Origin of the sequence: Streptomyces sp. NBC_01314, from assembly GCF_041435215.1 — a bacterium.
Taxonomy (GTDB): domain Bacteria; phylum Actinomycetota; class Actinomycetes; order Streptomycetales; family Streptomycetaceae; genus Streptomyces.
Genome location: NZ_CP108394.1, coordinates 7,479,976 through 7,503,487 on the forward strand (window position 1 = coordinate 7,479,976; position 23,512 = coordinate 7,503,487).

Annotated in this window: 19 protein-coding genes; 17 read left to right on the forward strand and 2 right to left on the reverse strand. The window is 71.6% G+C overall.

The genetic code is table 11. The features are described from left to right. Positions 1-15 precede the first annotated feature (15 nt). The 8 genes from OG622_RS33005 to obgE all read left to right on the forward strand — a co-directional run bounded on the left by OG622_RS33005 (position 16) and on the right by obgE (position 11,072). The gene (locus OG622_RS33005; RefSeq protein ID WP_371580275.1) at positions 16-1,239 is read left to right on the forward strand and encodes an RNA-guided endonuclease InsQ/TnpB family protein; all 1,224 of its coding nucleotides are present in this window, start codon (positions 16-18) and stop codon (positions 1,237-1,239) included. Positions 1,240-1,302: 63 nt separating this feature from the next. Next, on the forward strand, positions 1,303-1,689 hold the full coding sequence (locus tag OG622_RS33010; protein ID WP_371580276.1) for a hypothetical protein: 387 nt from the start codon (positions 1,303-1,305) through the stop codon (positions 1,687-1,689). Between the two features lie 106 nt (positions 1,690-1,795). Next, positions 1,796-3,049 (forward strand): hypothetical protein, encoded by a 1,254-nt coding sequence (locus tag OG622_RS33015; RefSeq protein WP_371580277.1) that lies wholly within the window; start codon positions 1,796-1,798, stop codon positions 3,047-3,049. 48 nt (positions 3,050-3,097) lie between these two features. After that, the gene (locus OG622_RS33020; RefSeq protein ID WP_371580278.1) at positions 3,098-3,967 is read left to right on the forward strand and encodes a TIGR03936 family radical SAM-associated protein; all 870 of its coding nucleotides are present in this window, start codon (positions 3,098-3,100) and stop codon (positions 3,965-3,967) included. Between the two features lie 244 nt (positions 3,968-4,211). Beyond that, positions 4,212-8,417 carry an Rne/Rng family ribonuclease gene (locus OG622_RS33025; RefSeq protein ID WP_371580279.1) on the forward strand — a complete coding sequence of 1,402 codons (4,206 nt, stop codon included), beginning with the start codon at positions 4,212-4,214 and terminating at the stop codon, positions 8,415-8,417. Positions 8,418-8,878: 461 nt separating this feature from the next. Continuing rightward, positions 8,879-9,199 carry a 50S ribosomal protein L21 gene (gene rplU, locus OG622_RS33030; RefSeq protein WP_329223829.1) on the forward strand — a complete coding sequence of 107 codons (321 nt, stop codon included), beginning with the start codon at positions 8,879-8,881 and terminating at the stop codon, positions 9,197-9,199. A 14-nt stretch (positions 9,200-9,213) separates the two neighbouring features. After that, complete coding sequence (gene rpmA, locus OG622_RS33035; protein WP_371580280.1) at positions 9,214-9,468, forward strand: 50S ribosomal protein L27; 255 nt, start codon at positions 9,214-9,216, stop codon at positions 9,466-9,468. Positions 9,469-9,635: 167 nt separating this feature from the next. Next, the gene (gene obgE, locus OG622_RS33040) at positions 9,636-11,072 is read left to right on the forward strand and encodes a GTPase ObgE (RefSeq protein WP_371580281.1); all 1,437 of its coding nucleotides are present in this window, start codon (positions 9,636-9,638) and stop codon (positions 11,070-11,072) included. Positions 11,073-11,284: 212 nt separating this feature from the next. Here the strand turns inward: obgE and OG622_RS33045 are convergent, their stop codons facing one another. Then, positions 11,285-13,345, reverse strand: a complete 2,061-nt coding sequence (locus OG622_RS33045) for a hypothetical protein (protein WP_371580282.1) — start codon at positions 13,343-13,345, stop codon at positions 11,285-11,287. Between the two features lie 399 nt (positions 13,346-13,744). On the opposite strand from OG622_RS33045, the gene proB reads away from it, so the two are divergent. The 5 genes from proB (at position 13,745) to OG622_RS33070 (ending at position 18,798) form a co-directional block, all read left to right on the forward strand. Continuing rightward, a complete protein-coding gene (gene proB, locus OG622_RS33050) occupies positions 13,745-14,851 on the forward strand; it encodes a glutamate 5-kinase (RefSeq protein ID WP_371580283.1) in 1,107 nt (368 codons plus the stop codon). A gap of 160 nt (positions 14,852-15,011) precedes the next feature. After that, on the forward strand, positions 15,012-15,479 hold the full coding sequence (locus OG622_RS33055) for a hypothetical protein (RefSeq protein ID WP_371584297.1): 468 nt from the start codon (positions 15,012-15,014) through the stop codon (positions 15,477-15,479). 121 nt (positions 15,480-15,600) lie between these two features. After that, positions 15,601-16,887: a glutamate-5-semialdehyde dehydrogenase gene (locus tag OG622_RS33060; RefSeq protein WP_371580284.1), complete on the forward strand. Its 1,287-nt coding sequence runs from the start codon at positions 15,601-15,603 to the stop codon at positions 16,885-16,887. 121 nt (positions 16,888-17,008) lie between these two features. Then, the gene (locus OG622_RS33065) at positions 17,009-17,605 is read left to right on the forward strand and encodes a hypothetical protein (RefSeq protein ID WP_371580285.1); all 597 of its coding nucleotides are present in this window, start codon (positions 17,009-17,011) and stop codon (positions 17,603-17,605) included. Between the two features lie 122 nt (positions 17,606-17,727). Further along, positions 17,728-18,798, forward strand: coding sequence for a hypothetical protein (locus tag OG622_RS33070; RefSeq protein WP_371580286.1), 1,071 nt, complete (start codon positions 17,728-17,730; stop codon positions 18,796-18,798). Between the two features lie 232 nt (positions 18,799-19,030). Here OG622_RS33070 and OG622_RS33075 read toward each other — a convergent pair whose 3' ends face one another. Continuing rightward, a complete protein-coding gene (locus OG622_RS33075; RefSeq protein WP_371580287.1) occupies positions 19,031-20,167 on the reverse strand; it encodes a M48 family metallopeptidase in 1,137 nt (378 codons plus the stop codon). 98 nt (positions 20,168-20,265) lie between these two features. On the opposite strand from OG622_RS33075, the gene OG622_RS33080 reads away from it, so the two are divergent. The 4 genes from OG622_RS33080 to OG622_RS33095 all read left to right on the forward strand — a co-directional run bounded on the left by OG622_RS33080 (position 20,266) and on the right by OG622_RS33095 (position 23,386). Then, on the forward strand, positions 20,266-20,436 hold the full coding sequence (locus tag OG622_RS33080) for a hypothetical protein (protein WP_371580288.1): 171 nt from the start codon (positions 20,266-20,268) through the stop codon (positions 20,434-20,436). A gap of 176 nt (positions 20,437-20,612) precedes the next feature. Beyond that, on the forward strand, positions 20,613-20,780 hold the full coding sequence (locus OG622_RS33085) for a hypothetical protein (RefSeq protein WP_328839257.1): 168 nt from the start codon (positions 20,613-20,615) through the stop codon (positions 20,778-20,780). Positions 20,781-20,838: 58 nt separating this feature from the next. Continuing rightward, positions 20,839-21,549, forward strand: coding sequence for a nicotinate-nucleotide adenylyltransferase (gene nadD, locus OG622_RS33090; protein ID WP_371580289.1), 711 nt, complete (start codon positions 20,839-20,841; stop codon positions 21,547-21,549). Positions 21,550-21,565: 16 nt separating this feature from the next. Further along, a complete protein-coding gene (locus tag OG622_RS33095) occupies positions 21,566-23,386 on the forward strand; it encodes an LCP family protein (RefSeq protein ID WP_371580290.1) in 1,821 nt (606 codons plus the stop codon). Positions 23,387-23,512: the final 126 nt, after the last annotated feature.

Consider the following 23,512-nt stretch of genomic DNA (forward strand, 5'->3'; position numbering starts at 1 on the left):
TGTAGCGTGGCCGTCATGCAGCTCAGGTACGCCTTCAGGTTGTACCCGGACCCCGGCCAGCGCACCGCGCTGGCCAAAGCGTTCGGGTGCGCCCGCGTCGTGTTCAACGACGTGGTGCGTGCCCGTGAGGACGCCCGCAAGGCCCAGCAGCCGTTCCCGAAGATCGGCGAGCTGTCCACCCGCCTGATCACCCAGGCGAAGCAGACCACCTCACGCTCCTGGCTGGGTGAGGTCTCCGCGGTCGTCCTGCAGCAGTCCCTGCGGGACGCCGAGGCCGCCTACAAGAACTTCTTCGCCTCCCTCAAGGGCACCCGCAAGGGGCCCAGGACCGGTGCGCCGCGGTTCAAGTCCCGCAAGGACGCCCGGCAGTCGATCCGGTTCACCGCCAACGCCCGCTGGTCCCTCACCGGGAGCGGCCGGCTGAACCTGCCCAAGATCGGGGCGGTGAAGGTGAAGTGGTCCCGCACGCTGCCCGCCACCCCCACCTCGGTCACCGTGGTCAAGGATTCCGCCGGCAGGTACTTCGCCTCCTTTGTCATCGACACCGACCCACAGGCGGATGCCGAGCGGATGCCCGCCACCGACCGCACCGTCGGCATCGACCTCGGCCTCACCCACTTCGCCGTTCTGTCCGACGGCACGAAGATCGGCTCCCCGCGTTTTCTGCGCCGCGCGGAGAAGAAGCTGAAGAAGACCCAGCGGGAACTGTCCCGCAAACAGAAAGGTTCGAAGAACCGCGCCAAGGCCCGGCTCAAGGTCGCTCGCGCCCACGCCAAGGTCACCGATGCCCGCCATGAGTTCCACCACCAGCTCTCCACGAAGCTGATCTCCGAGAACCAAGGGATCGCCGTGGAGGACCTGTCGGTGACGGGACTGGCCCGCACCAGGCTGGCCAAGTCCGTCCACGACGCCGGCTGGGCCTCATTCATCAACATGCTCCGGTACAAGGCGGAGCGGTACGGACGGACCCTGATCAAGATCGGCCGGTTCGAGCCGACCAGCCAGACCTGCTCCACCTGCGGCGTCAGAGACGGGCCCAAACCCCTCGACGCGAGGGAATGGACCTGCGCCGCCTGCGGCACCGTCCACGACCGGGACATCAACGCCGCGATCAATGTGAAGACGGCCGCCGGACTGGCGGTATCGGCCTGCGGAGCGCCGGTAGGACCAGGAGCAATCCCGGCACAGCGCGAAGAAACAGGAAGCCACGGATTCCCGACCGCACCCTGTGCCGCGTAGCGACACAGCAACGATCGAGAAGGCCAGAATCCTCGCCCTTCAGGGCGAGGTGCAAGTCAAGAGTTGGCCTCCCGCCTCCGTGTCCGGCGCCGCCACCACACGGCGTACGCCCTCCTCGTCGACGTGGTCGACAGGCCCGCACCGGACGACCTGCTTTTCACCAGGCCCTGGGTCTACCGGTGGGGCCTGCTGTTCGAGTTCTCCATCAGCGCCCACTGGGTGGGTGACCACGCCGGGGCCCTGCGGGCGTGCGACCGTCTGCTGGCCATGCGGGACCTGCCCGAGCGGATCCGCCGCCAGGTCGAGATCAACCGGGAGTTCTCCGCGCCGCACGCCGCCCGACCGGACCTGTCCACCATGGTGCGCCGCCCCAAGGCCGCCCGGGCCGGCAAGTCGGCCAAGTCCGCCAAGTCGGCCAAGTCCGCGAAGGCCTCCGGGCGCAAGCGGTAGGTGCCCAGGCCGAGTCGACGGGACGGGCCGGGACCCAAGAACGAACGGGGCGCGAATGTGTGGACGTGGCTGGATCCAGACAGGGTGCTGAGGCGTCTACGTCGTCATGGACCTGGAGAAGAGGCCCGCCCGACAGCCCGTCGAGCCGCCCGTCGAACCGTCTGCCGAACTGTCCGCCGAGCCGTCGGCGGGGCAGATGGCCGTGGGGCGGCAGACGCCCGAGGGGTGCCTCGCCGTCGTGATCCGGGTTCCCGTGCGGATCGTCGTGCTCGTGCTGGTCGTGCCGGTGCGGATGGTGTGGGACGTGCTCGTGGTGGGCGGGCGGTTCCTGACGGACGCCGTGCTGCGGCCGCTGGGGCGGGCGTCGCTGTGGGTCGCCAGGGCTGTCCTCGTGTGGCCGTGGGTGGCGCTGTGGCGGTACGTCGTCGTGCCGGTCGCCAAGGGGCTCGGCCGGCTCGGGTACTGGCTCCTGGTCGTGCCGCTGGTGTGGCTGTACCGGTACGCGCTGACCCCCGTGGGGCATGCGATCGCCTGGGTGGCCGCCGGGCTGTGGAGCGGAGTCGTCTGGGTGGCCGCCGGCGTCTGGGCCCGGATCGTCGGGGCCGCCCGGGGCGTTCGGGCGGGGCTCGGGTGGCTGTACCGGTGGACGTTGGCGCCGCTCGGGCGGGGTATCGCCTGGCTGGCCAGGGGTGTCGGGGTCGGGATCGCCGCCGTCGCGGTCGCGCTGTTCACGGCCTTGGCCTGGCTGGTGCGGTACCTCCTCGTCGTACCGGCCGTGTGGCTGTACCGCTATGTGCTGACGCCCGTGGGACACGCGATCGCGTGGGTGGCCCGGGGTGTCGCGTGGTGCGTACGGATGATCTTCACCGGGGTGTGGCTCGGGATCTACTGGACGTCGCGCGTGCTGCTCGTACTGCCCGCGCTCGCCGTGTGGCGGTGGGTCCTCACACCGGTCGGGCGGATGCTCGCCGTCGCGGGACGGGAGATCCGGGAGGCCCTCGGGCACGCGTGGCGCGTGGCCGGGTGGATCTCGCTCGCCGTCGGACGGTTCCTGGCGAACCTCTTCCGGTGGATCTTCGTCGAGCCGACGCGGTGGGTGTACCGGACCGTCCTCACGCCCGCCGGCCACTTCGTACGGGACGTCGTGTGGAAGCCCCTCGCGGCGGTCGGGCGCAGTGTGGGCCGTACCACCCGGCAGGCCCTGGCCACCGCCCGCGAGTCCGTCCGTCAGGCCCGCGCCGGTGTGCGGTCGGCGCTCTTCGGACAGCCGGCCGAGCCGGAGCCCGTCCACAGGCGGGAACCGGGAGACGCCGGGACACGTACTCTTGGTAGGAGTAAGACCGCTCTCACGAAGGACTGAACGACACTGGGCAAGCGACAGCCCGAAGGCCCGCCGCCCGCACCCGCGGTGCAGCGCATCCGACTGCGCTACACCAAGCGCGGCCGCCTCCGGTTCACCAGCCACCGTGATTTCCAGCGCGCCTTCGAGCGTGCGCTGCGCCGTGCCGAGGTGCCGATGGCGTACTCGGCGGGGTTCACGCCGCATCCGAAGGTGTCGTACGCCAATGCCGCACCCACCGGCACGGGCAGTGAGGCGGAGTACCTGGAGATCGCGCTCACCGACGCGCGCGATCCGGAGAAGCTCAGGATCCTGCTCGACGAGTCGTTGCCCGCCGGGCTCGACATCATCGACGCGGTCGAGGCCCGGACCTCCGGGCTCGCCGACCGGCTCACGGCCTCCGTGTGGGAGCTGCGCCTCGACGGCGTGGACCCGGCGGACGCCGAGCGAGCGGTAGAGGCCTTCAAGGCGGCGGACCTCGTCGAGGTCCAGCGCAGGGCCAAGAACGGCGTACGGACCTTCGACGCCAGGGCCGCCGTCGTCGACCTCGACAGCCGTGACGGACGGGACGGAAGCGACGGACCTGACGGTTCTGCGACGCCCCGTCCACAGCTCGCCGCAAGCGGCGGCTCCACTGGAGCGGCCGCCACCGCGCCCCTTGCTGGGCCGACGGACCAGCCCTGTGCGATACTGCGGCTGGTTGTTCGGCACGTGACGCCTGCCGTACGACCCGACGACGTCCTGTCCGGTCTCCGCGCCGTGGCCGACCTGGCGCCGCCGGTCCCCGCAGCGGTGACCAGGCTGGCGCAGGGGCTTTTCGATGCAGAGTCCGGCACGGTGACCGACCCGCTCGCGCCCGACCGCGAGGCAGCGCAGGCTCTCTCAACGGCCGAACCCGCTGCCGCCGCGGAGGTGCCGGCGCCGGTGGGCCCCGCGTAGGGACGGACGTCGTAGCGTCGCCCTCTGATCCGGGAGCCTCCTGGGTCGGGCAGCGCACAGACCACAAGACTTTCGCCAGGCCGTGCGCAACATGCGTACGGAACCGGCGAGACAGGACACAGAGAGCTCCCGTGCGGCGCCCGCGCCCCGGACGGCGGCAGTCGCGCATGACGCGAGCCGCGGACGTCACCGGCAATGCCGGACCGGGTGCGGCGCCCGGGAGCCTGACGGGAGAAACGCCCGCATGCCCGAATCGATCGATTCCACAGAGCCCGCGCAGGGCTCCGAGCACAACACGCCGAGCGACACGCTGCCCCCGCGCCGCCGTCGCCGTGCCGCGTCCCGCCCCGCGGGACCGCCGTCCGCCGCCTCCGAAGCGGCCGCGGAGACCACCGCGCCGGCCATACCGGTCGCCGAGTCCGAGGACCTCGCGTCCGCTGACGAGACGGCCGAGGTGACTGAGCCGACCGTGGTGGACGAGGCCGCAGTGACCGCTGAGGCCGTCACGGATGCCGAGGTGGACGAGGAGGCCGACGAGGCCGAGACCGCCGCTGCCGAGGCACCCGCTGTCGTCGAGGAGGCCGCACCCGCCGGTCGTACGCGTCGTCGTGCGACCCGCCGTGCCTCCGCGCCAGCCGGCGCGCCCAAGGACGCCGAGGCCGTCGAGGTCGTCGAGACCGTGGTGCCGGCCACCGCCGCCGCTGTGGCCGAGAGTGCCGAGACCACCGCTGTCGCCTCCGAGGCGCCAGCCGCTGTCGAGGAGGCCGCGCCCGCCGGTCGTACGCGCCGTCGTGCGACCCGCCGGGCTTCGGCCCCTACCGGTGCGCCCGCGGCGGCCGAGGAGAGTGCCGCCGCGCCCGAGACCGCAGCTCCGGCCGAGGCTCCCGCCGCTGAGGCGCCTGCCGCTGTCGAGGAGGCCGCGCCCGCCGGTCGTACGCGCCGTCGCGCCACACGGCGGGTGTCCGCGCCCGCCGGTGAGCCGGTGGCCGCAGAAGTCGTGGAGGCGCCGACGGAGGCCGTGGAAGCTGCCCCCGCCGCCGTTCAGGAGCCCGTGGAGGAGGAGGCCGAGGAGGCCACCCCGCGCCGTACGCGTCGTCGTGCCACTCGGCGGGTGACCACGCCCGCCGGGGCGCCCGAGGGTGAGGCCGCCGATGCGGCCGAGTCCGTCGCCGCCCGGACCGCCGCGCCGCAGACCGTGCAGGCGGCCGTCGCCGAGGCGCCCGCCGCCGAGCCGGAGTCGGCCCAGGTCGCCCAGGACTCCGACACGCCGGCCGCCGAGGGTGAGGACGCCGAGCCGCGTCGGGCCCGTCGTCGGTCCGCGCGCAAGGCCGCCGGTGGGTTCTCGGCGCCGCCGCCCCCGCCGGTCGCGGAGGAGGCGCCGGCACGCCCGTCGCGGCCCTCCGTGGCCGTGTTCCAGGCGCCGGTGTTCACCGAGCCGATGTTCCAGACGCCGGAGCGGGCCGCCGCGCAGGCCGCCGCCGAGGCGGAGACCGAGACCGTGGAGGTCGAGGAGCCCGCCGAGACCACCGACTTCGGCGGGTTCACCGAGGAGGAGAACACCGGCGGATCCCGTCGTCGCCGTCGCCGTCGGGGCGAGCCCGCCGAGGCGGAGCAGCCCGTGGCCGCCGCCGTCGTGGCCGCCGAGCCGGAGGAGCCCGAGGAGCCCGAAGAGGGCAACGAGGACGCCGAGGGTGACGAGTACGGCGAGGAGGAGTCCACCGGGTCGCGTCGTCGCCGTCGCCGTGGTGGCCGTCGTCGTCGTCGGGGCGAGTCGGCCGACGCCGACGACGCCGAGGGTGACGAACTCGCCGCCGAGCAGGCCACGCAGGACACCGAGGACACCGCCGAGCAGGCGGACGAGGACGCCGAGGACGAGGCCGACGAGCGCGACGAGCCCGGTTCCGGCTCCAGCAGCAGCCGTCGCCGCCGTCGCCGCCGTCGCCGCGCCGGAGACTCAGGCACCGAGACCGAGGTCGCCGTCGACGACCCGGAGCGCACGGTCGTCAAGGTCCGTGAGCCGCGCGAGCGGCGCGCCAAGGAGACCGAGTTCTCCGACGAGGTGCAGTCCATCAAGGGCTCGACGCGTCTGGAGGCCAAGAAGCAGCGGCGCCGCGAAGGCCGGGAGCAGGGACGCCGGCGCGTCCCGATCATCACCGAGGCCGAGTTCCTCGCCCGCCGTGAGGCCGTCGAGCGCGTCATGGTCGTCCGCCAGAGCGGCGAGCGCACCCAGATCGGCGTCCTGGAAGACAACGTGCTCGTCGAGCACTACGTCAACAAGGAGCAGTCGACCTCGTACGTCGGCAACGTCTACCTCGGCAAGGTGCAGAACGTGCTGCCGTCGATGGAGGCCGCCTTCATCGACATCGGCAAGGGGCGCAACGCCGTCCTGTACGCCGGTGAGGTCAACTTCGAGGCGCTGGGCATGGCCAACGGGCCGCGGCGCATCGAGTCCGCCCTGAAGTCCGGCCAGTCGGTCCTCGTCCAGGTGACGAAGGACCCGATCGGGCACAAGGGCGCCCGCCTGACCAGCCAGGTCTCGCTGCCCGGCCGCTACCTGGTTTACGTCCCCGAGGGGTCGATGACCGGTATCAGCCGCAAGCTGCCCGACACCGAGCGGGCCCGGCTGAAGACCATCCTCAAGAAGATCGTCCCCGAGGACGCGGGCGTCATCGTGCGTACCGCCGCCGAGGGCGCGAGCGAGGACGAGCTGCGCCGTGACGTCGAACGGCTGCACGCGCAGTGGGGGGACATCCAGAAGAAGGCCAAGAACGGCGGCAGCTCGAATGCGCCGACGTTGCTGTACGGCGAGCCGGACATGACCGTCCGCGTCGTCCGCGACATCTTCAACGAGGACTTCTCCAAGGTCATCGTCAGCGGCGAGGACGCGTGGGAGACCATCCACGGATACGTCGCGCACGTCGCGCCCGACCTGGCGGGCCGCCTGCAGAAGTGGACCTCCGAGGTCGATGTCTTCGCGACGTACCGCATCGACGAGCAGCTGATGAAGGCGCTGGACCGCAAGGTGTGGCTGCCCAGCGGTGGTTCGCTGGTGATCGACAAGACCGAGGCCATGATCGTGGTCGACGTCAACACCGGCAAGTTCACCGGCCAGGGCGGCAACCTGGAGGAGACGGTCACCAGGAACAACCTGGAGGCGGCCGAGGAGATCGTGCGTCAGCTGCGGCTGCGTGACCTCGGCGGCATCGTCGTCATCGACTTCATCGACATGGTCCTGGAGTCCAACCGGGACCTGGTGCTGCGGCGCCTGCTGGAGTGCCTGGGACGCGACCGTACGAAGCACCAGGTCGCCGAGGTCACCTCGCTGGGCCTGGTCCAGATGACCCGGAAGCGGGTCGGGCAGGGCCTCCTGGAGTCCTTCTCCGAGACCTGTGTCCACTGCAACGGGCGCGGTGTGATCGTGCACATGGACCAGCCGACGGCCGTCGGCGGTGGCGGCAAGCGCCGCAAGCGCGGGCGTGGCGCCGAGCACGACCACGAGCCCATGTCCGCTTCCGAGGCCCTCGAGCCGATGGAGTCGGCCGAGTTGGTCGAGGCCGAGGTGGCCGCCGAGGTCGCCGAGCCCGTGGCGCTCCCCGCCCCCGAGTACGAGCCCGACGAGGAGCTGTACAGCAGCGTCGCCGAGGCCGAGGCGGCGGTCGGGCGTGGCCGTTCGCGGCGTCGCGCGACCCGGAGGGCGTCCGCGCCCTCGGGTGCGCCGAAGTCCCGCGAGGCCGTGGCCACCACCGTCTCCGAGGAGCCTGCCCCGAAGTCGCGGGAGGCCGCCGAGGCGGAGCCCGTGGCTGTGGAGGACCCGGTCGTCGAGGCGCCGGCCGCCGTGAGCACCGAGGAGGCCGCGCCCAAGGGCCGCACGCGTCGCCGGGCGACCCGGAAGGTGTCCGCTCCGGCGGGCGCGCCGACCGGGGCGGCGGCGGAGGACGCCGTGGTGACGGTGGCCGAGCCGGTCGCGCAGCCCGTGGCCGAGCCGGTGGTCGAGAAGGCCGCCGAGCCGGTTGCCGAGCCGGTCGCGCAGCCCGAGGCGGCTGCCGCCGTCGAGAGCGCGGCTCCGGCCCGCCCGCGTCGGCGTGCCGTGCGCAAGGCGACGGCGCCCACCGCGTCCGCGGAGGCGGCAGCCGTGGTCGTGGTCCCGTCCGTTTCCGCCGAGGACACGGCCGAGGCTCCGGTCGAGGAGGCCGCTCCGGCCGCCGAGGAGACCGAGACCGAGGCGCCCGCGAAGAAGGCGGCGGCGCGCAGGACGGCCAAGAAGGCCACGGCGAAGAAGGCCGCCACCGCCACCGCCACCGTCGCCAAGAAGACGGCGGCGGTCAAGAAGACGGTCGCGAAGAAGGCCACGGCCAAGAAGGCGGCGACGAAGAAGACGGCCACGAAGAAGACCACGGTGGCCGCCGAGCAGTCGTCGGCCGCGGTGACGGCTTCGACCGACGAGAGCTGAGCCCCCGGGGCGGACGTGCGGTCCGCTCCGACTGGTGCCCCTGCCGGGTGGTTTCACTGCCTGGTGGGGGCATCGGTGTGTGTGGGCACCGGTGTGTGGCGGGGCACCGGTGTGTTCGGGGAGAGCAACTTCACACAAGGTGCGGAGATTCGGGGTCGGGCGGAGACGGACGGGGATCGCGTGGCACGGGGCGCCTCCCGCGCGGGGCGGACCTGCGCCGGGGCGGGATGGCCGCCGCCCGCGGACGGTGAGATGTCGGCCACAGGGCGAGGAAGGGCTCGGTTTGACCCCTTCGGGCGTCGCCCCGTAACCTTGACCGTCGGCGTGTCCGTAGGTAGAGACGCGTCACATCCCCGTAAACCTCATTCCTTCCGCGCGCCGGGCGCCGTGGGAGAGGCTGCTCGCATGTCGGGCGGCTGGACTGCGGGGGTGCCGTTCCCGAGCGAGAGAGTGAGATCCGCGTGTACGCCATCGTGCGCAGCGGTGGTCGCCAGCACAAGGTTGCTGTCGGCGACACCGTTGAGGTTGACAAGATTCCCACTGCCAAGGTTGGCGACACCGTAGAGCTCTCTACGCTGCTCGTTGTCGACGGCGACGCTGTGACCAGCGACCCGTGGGTGCTGGCCGGCATCAAGGTCCAGGCCGAGATCGTGGACCACCACAAGGGCGTCAAGATCGACATCCTTCGCTACAAGAACAAGACCGGCTACCGCCGTCGTCAGGGCCACCGCCAGCAGTACACGGCGATCAAGGTCACTGAGATCCCCGCGGCTGCGAAGTAAGGGACTGAGGAGACATGGCACACAAGAAGGGCGCATCGTCCACCCGGAACGGTCGCGACTCCAACGCTCAGCGGCTCGGCGTGAAGCGCTTCGGCGGTCAGGTCGTCAACGCCGGTGAGATCCTGGTCCGCCAGCGCGGCACGCACTTCCACCCGGGTTCGGGTGTCGGCCGCGGCAAGGACGACACGCTGTTCGCGCTGAACGCCGGTGCGGTCGAGTTCGGCACCAGGCGTGGTCGCAAGGTCGTCAACATCGTTCCGGCCGCCTGAGTCTTCTGACTCGCCCGGTCTGACGACCAAGGCTTCCGTAGAGCGATTCGTCGAGGCGGACCTCACTTCTCGTACGGGATTCCGTACGGGAAGCGGGTCCGCCTTTGACGTGTTACAGGTAAGACATTCCGCACACCACGCATAGCGCGTATCTGGAGGCACCCACCATGACCACCTTCGTGGACCGCGTCGAGCTGCATGTCGCCGCGGGTAACGGAGGCCACGGCTGTGCCTCCGTCCACCGGGAGAAGTTCAAGCCGCTCGGCGGCCCCGACGGCGGCAACGGCGGCCGGGGCGGCGACGTCATCCTGATCGTCGACCAGTCGGTGACGACTCTCCTCGACTACCACCACTCCCCGCACCGCAAGGCCACCGCGGGCAAGCCCGGCGAGGGCGGCAACCGGTCGGGGAAGGACGGGCAGGACCTGGTCCTTCCCGTGCCGGACGGCACGGTGGTGCTGGACAGGCAGGGCAACGTCCTCGCCGACCTCGTCGGCCACGGCACCTCCTTCGTCGCCGCGCAGGGCGGCCGGGGCGGCCTCGGCAACGCGGCCCTCGCCTCCGCCCGCCGCAAGGCGCCCGGCTTCGCGCTGCTCGGCGTGCCGGGGGACACGGGCGACATCGTCCTGGAGCTCAAGACCGTCGCCGATGTGGCGCTGGTCGGCTACCCGAGCGCGGGCAAGTCCTCGCTGATCTCGGTGCTGAGCGCCGCCAAGCCGAAGATCGCGGACTACCCGTTCACGACGCTCGTCCCGAACCTGGGAGTCGTGACGGCCGGCGACACGGTCTACACGATCGCCGACGTCCCCGGGCTCATCCCCGGCGCCAGCCAGGGCAAGGGCCTCGGCCTGGAGTTCCTGCGCCACGTCGAGCGCTGCAGCGTCCTCGTCCACGTCCTCGACACGGCGACGCTGGAATCGGACCGCGACCCCGTCTCCGACCTCGACATCATCGAGGAGGAGCTGACGCAGTACGGCGGGCTCGACAAGCGACCCCGGATCGTCGTCCTCAACAAGATCGACGTGCCCGACGGCAAGGATCTCGCCGAGATGGTGCGGCCGGACCTGGAGGCCCGTGGCTACCGGGTCTTCGAGGTGTCCGCCGTCGCCCACATGGGGCTGAAGGAGCTGTCGTTCGCGCTCGCCGACATCGTCGGCGGGGCGCGTGCCGCCAAGCCGAAGGAGGAGGCGACGCGCATCGTCATCCGGCCCAAGGCCGTCGACGACGCGGGCTTCACGGTCGCGCAGGAGGAGGACGGGCTCTTCCGCGTCCGGGGCGAGAAGCCCGAGCGCTGGGTCCGCCAGACCGACTTCGCCAACGACGAGGCGGTGGGCTACCTCGCCGACCGGCTGAACCGCCTGGGCGTCGAGGAAGCGCTGATGAAGGCGGGCGCCCGCTCCGGCGACGGCGTCGCCATCGGGCCCGAGGACAACGCGGTCGTCTTCGACTGGGAGCCGACCGTCATGGCCGGTGCGGAGATGCTCGGCCGCCGGGGTGAGGACCACCGCTTCGAGGAGCCCCGCCCGGCCGTCCAGCGCCGCCGTGACCGCCAGGCGGAGCTGGACGAGGTCCAGAAGGAGTACGACGACTTCGAGCCGTTCTAGATCTGCCGGATTCCCGGGCGCCCAGGGGTTCCCCCGGCGCCCGGGGCCGGGCGGGGTGCGCGGCGCGCGACTCGGTGCCTACGAGGCGCCGCCCGCGCCCACCCGTGCCGCCCCGGCGGCACGCTTGCCCACAGCGGGGGCAGGGAGCGGCATTCGACGACCCGCACACGACGAAGGGCCCCGGAGACATCTCCGGGGCCCTTCGGCTGTTCCTAGGCGAGCGCCTCGCTCGGTTCGCCTTCCGTGAGTTCGTCGCTCGCCTCCCGGGGAGACGGCAGATCGTCGACGAGGCGGGACTCCATCCGCACCCGGCGGTCGTCGGCCTTGGCGCAGAGCGCCTTCACCGCGGAGTCGAAGCGGACCAGCGACGGCGGGTCGGAGGGGCCGAGCAGCTGTTCCTTGAGGTCGGCGCGGGCCTTGGTGAAGAGGTCCTTCTCGGGGTCGCGGACCGAGTCGAGGAGGGCCGGGACGCCGTCAGCCCCCGGCGTCAGGACGACACCCGCGGAGACCGTCGGGAAGGCCGCGCGGAACGCCGCCTCCGGCAGTCCGGACGTGTTGGCGACCGAGTACGGCTTCTCGCTGGACAGCCAGTCGGAGACCACCGACGAGACATCGCTGATCAGCAGGTCCGACGCGTTGAAGCAGGCGAAGATCGCGGGCCGCGCCTCGGTGATGATCCTGTGCTCCCACTCCGGGAACGACGCCCAGTACGCCCTCTCCCAGGCCAGCGTCGCCTCGGAGATCGCCGCCGCACGGTCCCCACTGGGCGTGCCCTGCAACAGCATCCGCTCCATCTCGTCCGCGCTGGTACGGAACGACGTGGAGGTCAGCTTGTCCAACTCGGCCGTACGACGGGCGAGTTCGGCCACCGCTTCCGCACCCGGCCGCGCGCCCGAGCGCTTCGTGTTGGCCTCGCGGATCATCGCCTTGATGCGCTCGTTCGCGACTCCCGCGCGCGGGTCGACCGAGCCGGTCATCGGGTGCGGCTTGTAGAGCAGCCGGACCCCGTCGTCGGCGAGGAGCTCCCGGACGATGTTCTCGCCGGCCAGGACCACGGACGTGTTGCCGGGGTTGCCGTCCCAGCCCTCCCAGGTGGGGGCGTAGAGGACGGTCGTGTACGTGCCGGTCGGCGGGCCCGCGTACGGGCGGATCGGCGCCAGCTGCGGGCGGCCGACCTCGACGATGTCCTTGTCCTCGACGCCGACGTCGGCGAGCGCGTACCGCTCGCGCGCCGCGGGACCGGCGACCCACACCTCGTCGTACGCCTTCGCATACGGGTTGCAGGAGGACAGCTTGTCGCTCTCGCCGTGGTTGATGAAGGCGTGCTTGACGGTGGGGATGCGCAGCACCTGGGAGGTCTTCGCGGCGTTGGCCGGGTGCAGCATCATCTTCAGCGTCGAGGTCTCCAGGGAGAACATCGTCGAGACCTTCGGGAAGCAGATGACCGGCACGTCCGTCGCGTCGATCTTCTGGACCATGAAGCGCTCACGCAGCACGATCAGGGGCTTCTCCAGCTGGGAGAGCGTGGAGAGCCACATGTTCGCCTGGTACGCCGACGTCGTACCGCCGGAGAAGTACATCGCGGTGGTCGGCCGGTACTCGGCGAGCCACTGGTCCAGCCACTCCATGACCTGCTGCTCGCTCTTCGCGCGCTTCCTCGGCAGCAGCCAGGTCGCCAGGTGCGCGGTGCCCAGGAAGAGCAGAACAACCCCGGCGCCGACCCCGGCGAAGCCCCAGACGGCGTCCTGCGTGGCCGCGGTGAGCAACAGGCCGGCCGTGATCGGCAGGGAGAAGGTGAGCAGCCGGTGGGCCTGGCGGCGGGCCAGGATGCGCGGCGGGGAGGCGGTCAGACGCAGCTCGGAGGCGTCGATGTTGCGGGTCACGATCGGCAGCGTCCGGGTGCGGCGGACCAGTACCGAGACGGCCTGGCAGGTGAAGTGCACCGCGTAGAAGCCGATGATGCCGACCAGGAGCGGGGCCTGCTCGCGCAGCGGGTCGATGCCGTCGATGCGCAGCAACCCCACCAGGACCAGCATGTCGCGCAGCAGCTGACGCACCAGCGCGTCGAAGCGGACCTTGCCCAGAGGTGCGAGCAGTCCGGGATCCCGGTACTGCAGGAAGGTGTCCAGTAGGAGGCCCGCCGCGCTCGCGGCGACGAACACGGGAATGTTCGGCAGCAGCGCGGAAACGATCTGGGCCGTGAAGAGCGCGAACATCGCGAACAGCGCTGACAGCTGCGCGATGCGGCGGGGTGCGAGGCCTGCGGAGGGCACGGGCTGGGCTCCTGCGGAGAATGCGTCGGACGGAGGGGGAGTGAGAGTCTGGGGGTGGCCTGAGGAAGGCCGATCCCTGACCGTATGACCTAGGGAGGCCGGGGAGCAATCTTCTGTGGGAACAATCGCCAGAGGTCGGACATAACGCCTGGAACCTTGAGGGGCGTCTCAGCATCTTCTCCCAAAGGGCTCAGAGACGGAGACCCGCCGCCCCCGCCGGGATCCGGCGCCGTCCGCCCCTCGAAATGACAACGCCTCCGCTCCGCACGCTCCCGTAGATTGCGGAGTGCACACACCGGGCTGTTCGGAGCATTGGGGATAGGCGTGTCAGCGGCAACAAGGGCAGGAGGGGTGGCCCGAAGGGCCTCGGTTGAGGGCGGTGGTGGGAGACGGGCGGGCGTGGCGGAAGCGCACCGGATCGTCGTCAAGGTGGGCTCCTCGTCGCTGACGACGGCGTCCGGCGGCCTCGACGCGGACCGGGTGGACGCCCTGGTGGACGTCCTCGCCAAGGCCCGCAGCGGGGGAGAGCGGGAGGTCGTACTGGTCTCGTCCGGCGCCATCGCCGCCGGACTCGCCCCGCTGGGCCTGCGCCGCCGCCCCAAGGACCTCGCCCGGCAGCAGGCCGCCGCCAGCGTCGGCCAGGGCCTGCTGGTGGCCCGCTACACGGCCTCCTGCGCCCGTCACGGCATCCGCGTCGGCCAGGTGCTCCTCACCTCCGACGACATGAGCCGCCGCGCCCACCACCGCAACGCCTCCCGCACCCTCGACAAGCTCCTCGCGATGGGCGCGCTGCCGGTCGTCAACGAGAACGACACCGTCGCCACGGACGAGATCCGCTTCGGCGACAACGACCGCCTCGCCGCCCTCGTCGCCCACCTCGTACGGGCGGATCTGCTGGTCCTGCTGTCGGACGTGGACGGTGTGTACGACGGAGACCCCAGCAGGCCCGGCACGTCGCGGATAGCGGACGTACGAGGGCCCGAGGACCTCGCGCACGTGGAGATCGGCAGCGCCGGAAAGGCGGGCGTCGGCACCGGTGGCATGGTCACCAAGGTCGAGGCGGCCGCGATCGCCACCGGGGCGGGCATCCCCGTGGTCCTGACGAGCGCCGTCCACGCGGCCGACGCGCTCGGCGGCCGGGACACGGGGACGTACTTCCACCCGACCGGCAAGCGTTCCGCCGACCGGCTGCTGTGGCTCCAGCACGCCTCCACCCCGCAGGGCGCGCTCATCCTCGACGACGGGGCCGTACGCGCGGTCGTCGAGCGCCGCACCTCACTGCTGCCGGCCGGTATCGCGGCCGTCGAGGGCGATTTCATCGCCGGCGACCCCGTGGAGCTGCGCGACGGCACGGGCCGGGCGGTCGCACGCGGGCTCGTGAACTTCGACGCCAAGGAGATCCCCCAGCTGATCGGCCGCTCGACCCGGGAACTGGCGCGCGAGCTGGGTCCCGCGTACGAACGAGAGGTCGTACACAGGGACGACCTCGTCCTCCTGCGCCCCTGACCAGCGGCCCCATGGAGGGGGCAGAGCGCGGGCCCCGGCAGTGCGCGTTCCGTAAAACCGCCACGCGAAGCCCCCGAGCCTGCTCAACTTTGACTCGGGGAGATTCCGCACGACCTATTGCGAAGCACGAATCGTTGCGAAGGAGGCCGTCGTGAGACGAGTGCGCCCCGGGGCCGCGGTGTCCCGTGGTGGTGGCACCTCCCGTGCGACCGGCGAGGAGCGGACACTCACCAGCGTCGCCGCCTCGGACACGTACGAGGGCGACATCGCCGAGAAGCCGCAGGACCTGCCCCGGCTGTGGCACGTCACGCTGAGCGTCTCCGGAGCCGAGGCCCCCCTCAAGGAGGTGCGGCGCGGCCTGGAACAGCTCGCCCACGACCACCCCTTCCTGCTGACCAGCCGCTATGCCCACGACCACGCCGAGATCCGCTACTGGGAGGAGGCCCGCGACCTCCACGACGCGGCCGCCGTCGCCCTGCGCCTGTGGGGCGAGCACCGCCGGACCGCCGGGCTGCCGCCCTGGGAGATCGTCGGCCTGGAGGTCATCGACCGCCAGACCTACCACCAGCGGATCGCCGAGGGGTTCGGGCCGGCCCCGGCCACACCCGTAGGGGTCCATCCCTTTTGACCGTCCCGCCCCGGGGAGCCCGACCGTGCCGTCGGGAGCCCCAGGTCGGGTGTCCCACGGGGGTGTCTCGCGCTTTGGAACACGCGAGAGACCCCTCCGCCGGGCCCACTACCCTTCCTGTATGACCTCGCTCTCGCCGTACGACTCCATGACGCCGGTCGCCCGGGCCGCCTACCGTGCCAAGGCCGCCGCCGCCGACCTCGCGCCGCTCCCGCGCGCCGACAAGGACGACGCGCTGCTCGCCATCGCCGACGCGCTGGAGGTCCGTACGAGCGAGATCGTCGAGGCCAACGCCAAGGACATCGAGCGGGCCCGCGAGGCCGGCACCAGCGAGGCGATCGTCGACCGGCTGACGCTGACCCCGGAGCGGATCCGCGCCATCGCCGCCGACGTCCGTGACGTGGCCGCCCTGCCCGACCCGGTCGGCGAGGTCGTCCGCGGCTCCACCCTCCCCAACGGCATCGACCTGCGCCAGGTCCGTGTCCCGCTCGGCGTCGTCGGCATCATCTACGAGGCCCGCCCGAACGTGACCGTGGACGCCGCCGCGCTCTGCCTGAAGTCCGGCAACGCGGTCCTGCTGCGCGGCTCGTCCTCCGCCTACGAGTCCAACGCCGCCCTCGTACGGGTCCTGCGGGACGCCGTCGGCGGCGCGGGCCTGCCCGCCGACTCCATCCAGCTCGTCCCCGGCGAGAACCGCGAGTCCGTCCGTGAGCTGATGCGCGCCCGCGGCCTGGTCGACGTCCTCATCCCGCGAGGCGGCGCCTCCCTGATCCGCACGGTCGTCGAGGAGTCCACCGTCCCGGTGATCGAGACCGGCACGGGCAACTGCCACGTCTACGTCGACGCGGGCGCCGACCTCGACACCGCGATCGAGATCCTGATCAACTCCAAGGCCCACCGCGTCAGCGTCTGCAACGCCGCCGAGACCCTCCTCGTCCACCAGGACATCGCCCCCGAGTTCCTGCCCCGCGCCCTCGACGCGCTCGCCGACGCCGGGGTCACGGTCCACGCCGACGAGCGGGTCCTCGCCTACGCCAAGGAGAGCCGGGCCACGGTCGTGGAGGCCACCACGGAGGACTGGGAGACCGAGTACCTGTCGTACGACATCGCTGCCGCCGTCGTCGACTCGCTCGACCGGGCCGTGGAGCACATCCGGCTGTGGAGCTCCGGCCACACCGAGGCGATCGTGACGACCTCCCAGCAGGCCGCCCGCCGCTTCACCCAGCTGGTCGACTCCACGACGGTCGCCGTCAACGCCTCGACGCGGTTCACCGACGGCGGTCAGTTCGGCTTCGGCGCCGAGATCGGCATCTCCACCCAGAAGCTGCACGCCCGGGGCCCGATGGGCCTGCCCGAGCTGACCAGCACGAAGTACATCGTCACGGGCGACGGACACGTCCGTCGCTAGCCGGACGCGGGTCCTGTGGGGCGCCGGTCCGTTCCTGTGAACAGCCTGGCGCCCAGTCGGCAGAACGGATGAATTTCCTTACCGTCTGCCCAAATTGACCACTCCGGTCTACGCTGGATCCGTGCCGGAGGACGTGGGGGGCATGCCGTTCCCGGACGGCTGGGAGCCCGACGACGACCGCGACCGCGGGGGTATGGACGAAGAGTTCGCCTCCGTGGTCTTCGACGAGGACTTCGTACGGGCGGCCGTGGTCCACGAGCCGACCGCGGTCGAACGTCTGCTCGCGGCGGCGGAGGCCCGCGCCGCGGCCCAGGAGGCCGAGGCCCGCCGGGCGCACTCCAGAAACGCACGCGGCGACGACGACCGGTACGACGACGGCTTCGGTACGGATTTAGGCCACGGCCGCGACGACGACCTCGAAGACCTCGACGACCCCGAGATCCTGGAGGCCCGGTTCGGCGCCGACGGGGCCTACGGCAGGCCGTACGGCAAGCAGACCCGCTGGCGCCGGCCCGTCGCCTGGATCCTCGCCCTCGTGATGGGCATCGGCATGGTCGCGCTGGCCTTCACCGCGGTCTACCGGGGCGCCTCCTCCAGCCGCGGCGACCAGATCCGGCCCCCCGCCACCACCGGCGTCGAACCGGGCACCCCGACCAGGCCCTCCGCCTCCGCGGACTACTCCCAGCCGGCGGTGTCGGCGGACCCCCGCACCCCCTGACATGGGCCTGGCGGGCCTTTGGAGGACGGTTCGCCGCTTGTGCGCGAACCTGGTGAGGACCTGTCAGAACTTGTCGTGTACCGGTGCGTTTACCGAGGCCCCAGAAGACCTACTCTCCATGTATGGGCGGGCCTGGAAATCCACCTGAGGGGGCTCCCGAGGGCGCCCCCGGCGGTGGGGAGGACGAATACCGATCCGTCGTCTTCGACGAATCGTTCGTCCGCGCTGCCCGCCTTCAGGAATTCTCCGCCCAGGAGCGCCTCTCCGACCACGCTCCCGCCGTCCGCCGCCGCCCGCCCATGCGCCGCGGCCTCTCCCGGCAGGCCCTGATCCTCGTCCTCCTGGTCGCCCTCGCCTTCGGCACCGCGATCTACATGGGCGTGCGCCACCCGTACGACACCCCGGCCGCGAAGCCCACCGAGCCGCTCCGGATGACGGTGATCCCGCTGTCCCCGCAGTCCGCGGTGCCCGGCGCCGAGGATGTCGAGACGCTGTACGCGCACAGCCCGGCCGCCCAGTTCCGGATCGGAGCCGAGGGCATCACGATGCCGGCCACCCGGCGTACCGAGCACTTCACCGACAGTCAGATCGTCTCCGCGCTGATCATCGCCAAGGAGTACCTCGTCGCCTCCGCGCTCGACCCGGAGGTGCTCGGCGGCACCACCGTCCAGCCCGTACGCCGACTGCTCGACTCGGAGCAGCTCGACCAGTTCGAGCAGAGTTTCGACCATCCGTCGGCCGACGGGCGGCACGCCCCCACCGGCTGGCTGGTCCGCTTCGACCCGTCCCGCGCGGAACTCGCCGACCGCAAGATCCGCGTCCAGGGCACCCTCCAGGCCGCCGAGTTCGACTCCGGCACCCTGGAGGTCGTCGCCGCCCACACCCTCGTGTACGCGCTGCGGCCGGCGGGCGACACAGCCGGGGCGGAGGCCTCGCTGTTCACGGTCCGGCGCGAGCTGCACTTCCGCTTCGACCAGGACGACCTGCGCACCCACCAGGTCGAAGTCGTCGTCTCCTACGTCCAGGCCGGTCCGCTGGCCTGCGCCGACGACGCCACGAACCATCTGCGCCCGCTCCTCGCCGGCCAGACGGCCAAGGAGGGCGGCCCGTCCGCCGGGACCGACCCGTACGGCACGGGCGCCGCCACGGCCCTGTGCGGCACCCTCGCGCAGAGCGCCCAGCCGAAGGTGTGACGGGGCCCGGCCGGGAGGATCGTGCGGAGAGTGTGTGCGGGCGCTCGGTCCCGGCGTGCCCGTCCCCTGTGTGAACTCCGCTGCCGAGCGTCATCCGCATCGGCTCGCCGCCCCTGCCGCGGGTGCGTTCGGCCGGGCACTCACGGCCCGCATACCGACGCGACGAGCGCCCGGCGCGAGGGGACAGATCCTCGCGCCGGGCGCTCGTCGCGTCAGTGGCGGTCGCCGTGCGTCACTCGTCGTCCCGGGGCCTGTCCTCCTGGGCGGTGTCCGTACCGCCGCCCCGACCGGCGTCGGCGTCGGTGGCCGGGTCGCCGCCGGCGCCCTTCCTGGCGGCGTTGCCGAAGCCGCGCCGGACCCGGCCGCCGAGGTCGCCCGCGCCGCCCGCGATGTCGGTGACCAGCTTCATCAGCGGGTCCTTGGAGTTCTTCACACTGCTCGTGTAGTGCGTGGCCGACTCGCGGAAGGAGTCGGTCACCGAGGTGTCCTTGTCCTCGTCGCGCCGCGGGTAGTGCCCGTCCATGACCCGCTGGAAGTCGCGGGACTCGGCCCACTTCTTCAGCTCGGCCGCGCGCACGGTGGTGAAGGGGTGCGAGCGGGGCAGCACGTTGAGGATCTTGAGGACGGAGTCGCGCAGGTCGCCCCCGGCCTCGTACTCCTCGGCCTGCGCGAGGAACGCGTCCACGTTCATCTCGTGCAGGTGGTTGCCGCCCGCGATCTTCATCAGACCGCGCATCGACGCCTGGACGTCCTGGCCGACCAGCAGGCCCGCACGGTCGGCGGACAGCTCCGACTTGCGGAACCACTCGCGCAGCGCGGTCACGATCGCCATGATCGCGATGTTCCCCAGCGGGATCCAGGCGATCTTCAGGGCGAGGCTCGTCAGGAAGAGCAGTATCGTCCGGTACACCGAGTGGCCGGAGAGCGCGTGGCCCACCTCGTGCCCGATGACGGCCCGCATCTCCTCCTCGTCGAGCAGTTCGACGAGCCCGGTGGTGACGACGATGATCGGCTCGTCCAGACCGATGCACATCGCGTTCGGCTGCGGGTCCTGGTTCACATACATCGGCGGGACCTTCTCCAGGTCCAGGATGTAACACGCGTCCCGCAGCATGTCGTTGAGGTGGGTGAACTGCTGGTCCGAGACCCGTACGGAGTCGGACAGGAACAGCAGCCTGAGGCTGCGTTCCGGCAGCAGACCGCTGAGTGCCTTGAACACCGTGTCGAAGCCGCTGAGCTTGCGCAGCGCGACCAGCGCCGAGCGGTCCGCGGGGTGTTCGTACGCCCGGGAGGAGATCCCCTCGAAGCGCCTGCGCTGCCTGCTCGGCACGTTCTCGTGCGCGTTCTGCTCGTGGCTGTCGTCCGGCATGTTTCCCCCATGCGTCTGTTTGCCCAAGTTGCCCCCGAAGCGGGGTCCAGCCTAGGCGGAGTTACCGTGGCAGGGCATCAACCGTAAGGAGCGATCTCATGGGGCATCTCCCGCACCTGCCGGCATCCGCCTGGCTCACCGAGGCCGCGGACGCCGCCGCGAAGGAACAGGGAGCCGGCAACCTGCTGCGTGTGGTGCTGATCGTGATGGTCCTGGGCTCCGTCCTGATGGCGTGGTTCCTTCTGCGGGGTTACAAGCGGGATCGATGACGCCCGCCGACGGGAAGGACGTACGGCGCACGCGAACGGTTGCTCGTACGCGAAGTACGCGCCCGGCGGCGCCCGTGTTCACTCCTGGACGGAGTCGACGTGATCGCGGCCGAGGCTCCCGCTTACGATGGGCGGGTCTCCATCCCGATCCCACCACCGGATAGGTCACGCCGACGATGAGCCTCCACAGCACCGCTGCCGACTTGGTCACTTTCGCCGCCGAGGGCGGCGGGGAGCACGCCGGCAACCACGAGAGCCTGAGCCCCTACCTGACCGGCGGCGGAGCCTTCTTCGCCCTGCTGCTGCTGCTGTGGATCACCACCCGCTTCAACCGCGATCGCTAATCCGCGCAAAAGGACGTTCGAACGGAGCGCGTCGGCCGGGCCGGTAGGCTCTCCACGCATGGGAGAGCAGGAAATGCCTACCGGCCCGGAGCACGACAAGGCGGCGGACCAGGCGTACGACACGACCGACGGCCGGGCCGACAGCGCTCCCGGCGTACTGGTGAACCGCCCGTCGGAGCCCGGTCGGCGCCGTCTCGGAGTCATGGGCGGAACGTTCGACCCGATCCACCACGGGCACCTCGTGGCGGCCCAGGAGGTCGCCGCGCAGTTCGGACTCGACGAGGTCGTGTTCGTGCCGACCGGCCAGCCGTGGCAGAAGTCCCACCGCTCGGTCTCGGCGGCCGAGGACCGCTATCTGATGACGGTCATCGCCACGGCCGAGAACCCGCACTTCTCCGTGAGCCGCATCGACATCGACCGCAAGGGCCTCACCTACACCATCGACACCCTGCGCGAACTGCACGAGCTCAACCCCGACTCGGACCTCTTCTTCATCACCGGTGCCGACGCGCTCAGCCAGATCCTCACCTGGCGCGACGCCGAGGAACTCTTCTCCCTCTCGCACTTCATCGGGGTCACCCGTCCGGGTCACACCCTGGCGGACCCGGGCCTGCCCGCGGGCGGGGTCTCGCTGGTCGAGGTCCCGGCGCTGGCCATCTCCTCCACAGACTGCCGTGCGAGAGTCGCCAAGGGCGACCCCGTCTGGTACCTGGTGCCGGACGGCGTGGTGCGCTACATCGACAAACGGCAGCTGTACCGCGGCGAGTGAGCCGAGAGGGGCACCGGTGAACGACCGATACGACGCCGGCTACGGAGGCGACCAGAGCTACGTACTCGTCGGCTACGACGAGTACGGCCAGCCGGTGTACCGCCAGGCGCCCGCCCAGCAGGTGCCTCAGCAACAGGCGTACGACCCCTACGGGACACAGCAGCCCCAGGGGTACGGCCAGGACTACGGCTACGACCCGTACGCGGCCGGCCAGGTTCAGCAGCAGCACCCGCAGGGGTACGGCACGGGCTACGACACCGGCTACGACACGGGCCGGCAGGCACCCGCGCCCGCCTACGACCCGTACGACCCCTACGGGCAGACCGCGGCCGCCGGCCCGCAGGCCCCCGTCGCCGAGCAGACCGCCTACATTCCACAGCAGTCGGCACCGCCGGGGACCGCCGAGGAGAGCGCGCCCCGGGCCGGTGACGCGCGCCCGGAGCGGGACTCCGCCGAACCCGAACAGGACCACCGCGCCGAGCAGTTCGCCTTCGTCGAGGACCCCGACGGCGACTCCGAGGACGTCATCGACTGGCTGAACTTCACCGAGAACCGCACCGAGCGCCGTGAGGAGGCCAAGCGGCGGGCCAAGAGCCGGCTGGTCGCCCTGGTCGTGGTCCTCGCCCTGGTCGCGGTCGGCGGCGTCGGCTACATGTGGTGGGCGGGCACGCTGCCCGGTGCATCCTCGGACGGGCAGACCGGCACCACGACCTCCGCGGCCGCGCAGAAGCGGGACGTGGTCGTCGTCCATCTGCACGACACCAAGAACGGCGGCACCTCCACGGCGCTGCTCGTCGACAACGCCACCACCGAGCGGGGCGCCACCGTCCTGATCCCCAACGCCCTCGCCCTGACCGGCGACGACGGCACCACGACGACCCTCGCCAAGTCCGTCGAGGACGACGGCTCCTCCGGCACCCGCGACGCACTCGACACCGTCCTCGGCACCGACATCGAGGGCACCTGGCGGCTGGACACCCCGTATCTGAACAACCTCGTCGGACTCGTCGGCAACATCGATATCGACACCAACGCGAACGTGCCCGACCCCGAGGCGAAGAAGAAGGGCGCCGCCCCACTCGTCACCAAGGGCAAGGCGCAGACCCTCAGCGGCAAGATGGCCGTCGCCTACGCCACCTACCGGGCGTCCGGCGAGTCGCAGGACGCCCAGCTGAAGCGGTTCGGGCAGGTCATGCAGGGCGTGCTGCGCAAGCTGTCCTCCGACGCGCAGGCCGCCACGGTCACCGTGCAGACGCTGGCCCAGATCCTCGACCCCTCGCTCAGCGACGGGGACCTCGGCGCCTTCCTCGCCAAGCTCGCCGACCACGCCAAGGGCGGCGACTACACGACCGAGTCGCTGCCCGTGCAGCAGGACGGCACGCTCAGCGCGGAGGACTCCGACAGCGTGGTCAAGGACCTGCTCGGCGGCGCCGCGAAGAGCCCCGACGCCGGGGACGCCGTCCGGGTCGGCATCCGCAACGCCACCGGCGAGAAGGACGCCACCGAACAGGCCCGCGTGGTCGTCCTCAACGGCGGCTACACCTTCCTCGACGCCGGCACCACCGCCACCGCCCGGGCGACCTCCCAGGTCACCTACTCCGACGCGGCCCGCAAACAGGACGCCGTCGAGGTCGCCAAGACCCTCGGCCTCCCGATCGGCGCCGTGAAGAAGGGCGAGACCACGTCGAACGCCGACGTCTCGGTCGTCCTCGGCCAGAACTACGAGACGACGGGTACGTCCGGGACGACAGGCACGTCCGGGACGTCCGGGACGTCCGGGACGTCCGGTACGACAGGCACGACAGGCACGACAGGCACGACAGGGACCACGGGCTGACCGGAAACCACGGGCCGGCCGGGGATCGCGGGCCGGCCGAACCGGGAGGATCCCACCGGAATGATCGACAGCAGGCCCCGGAGCCGCCGCATCGGCGCCGCTCCGGGGCCCTGATCGATAACACGT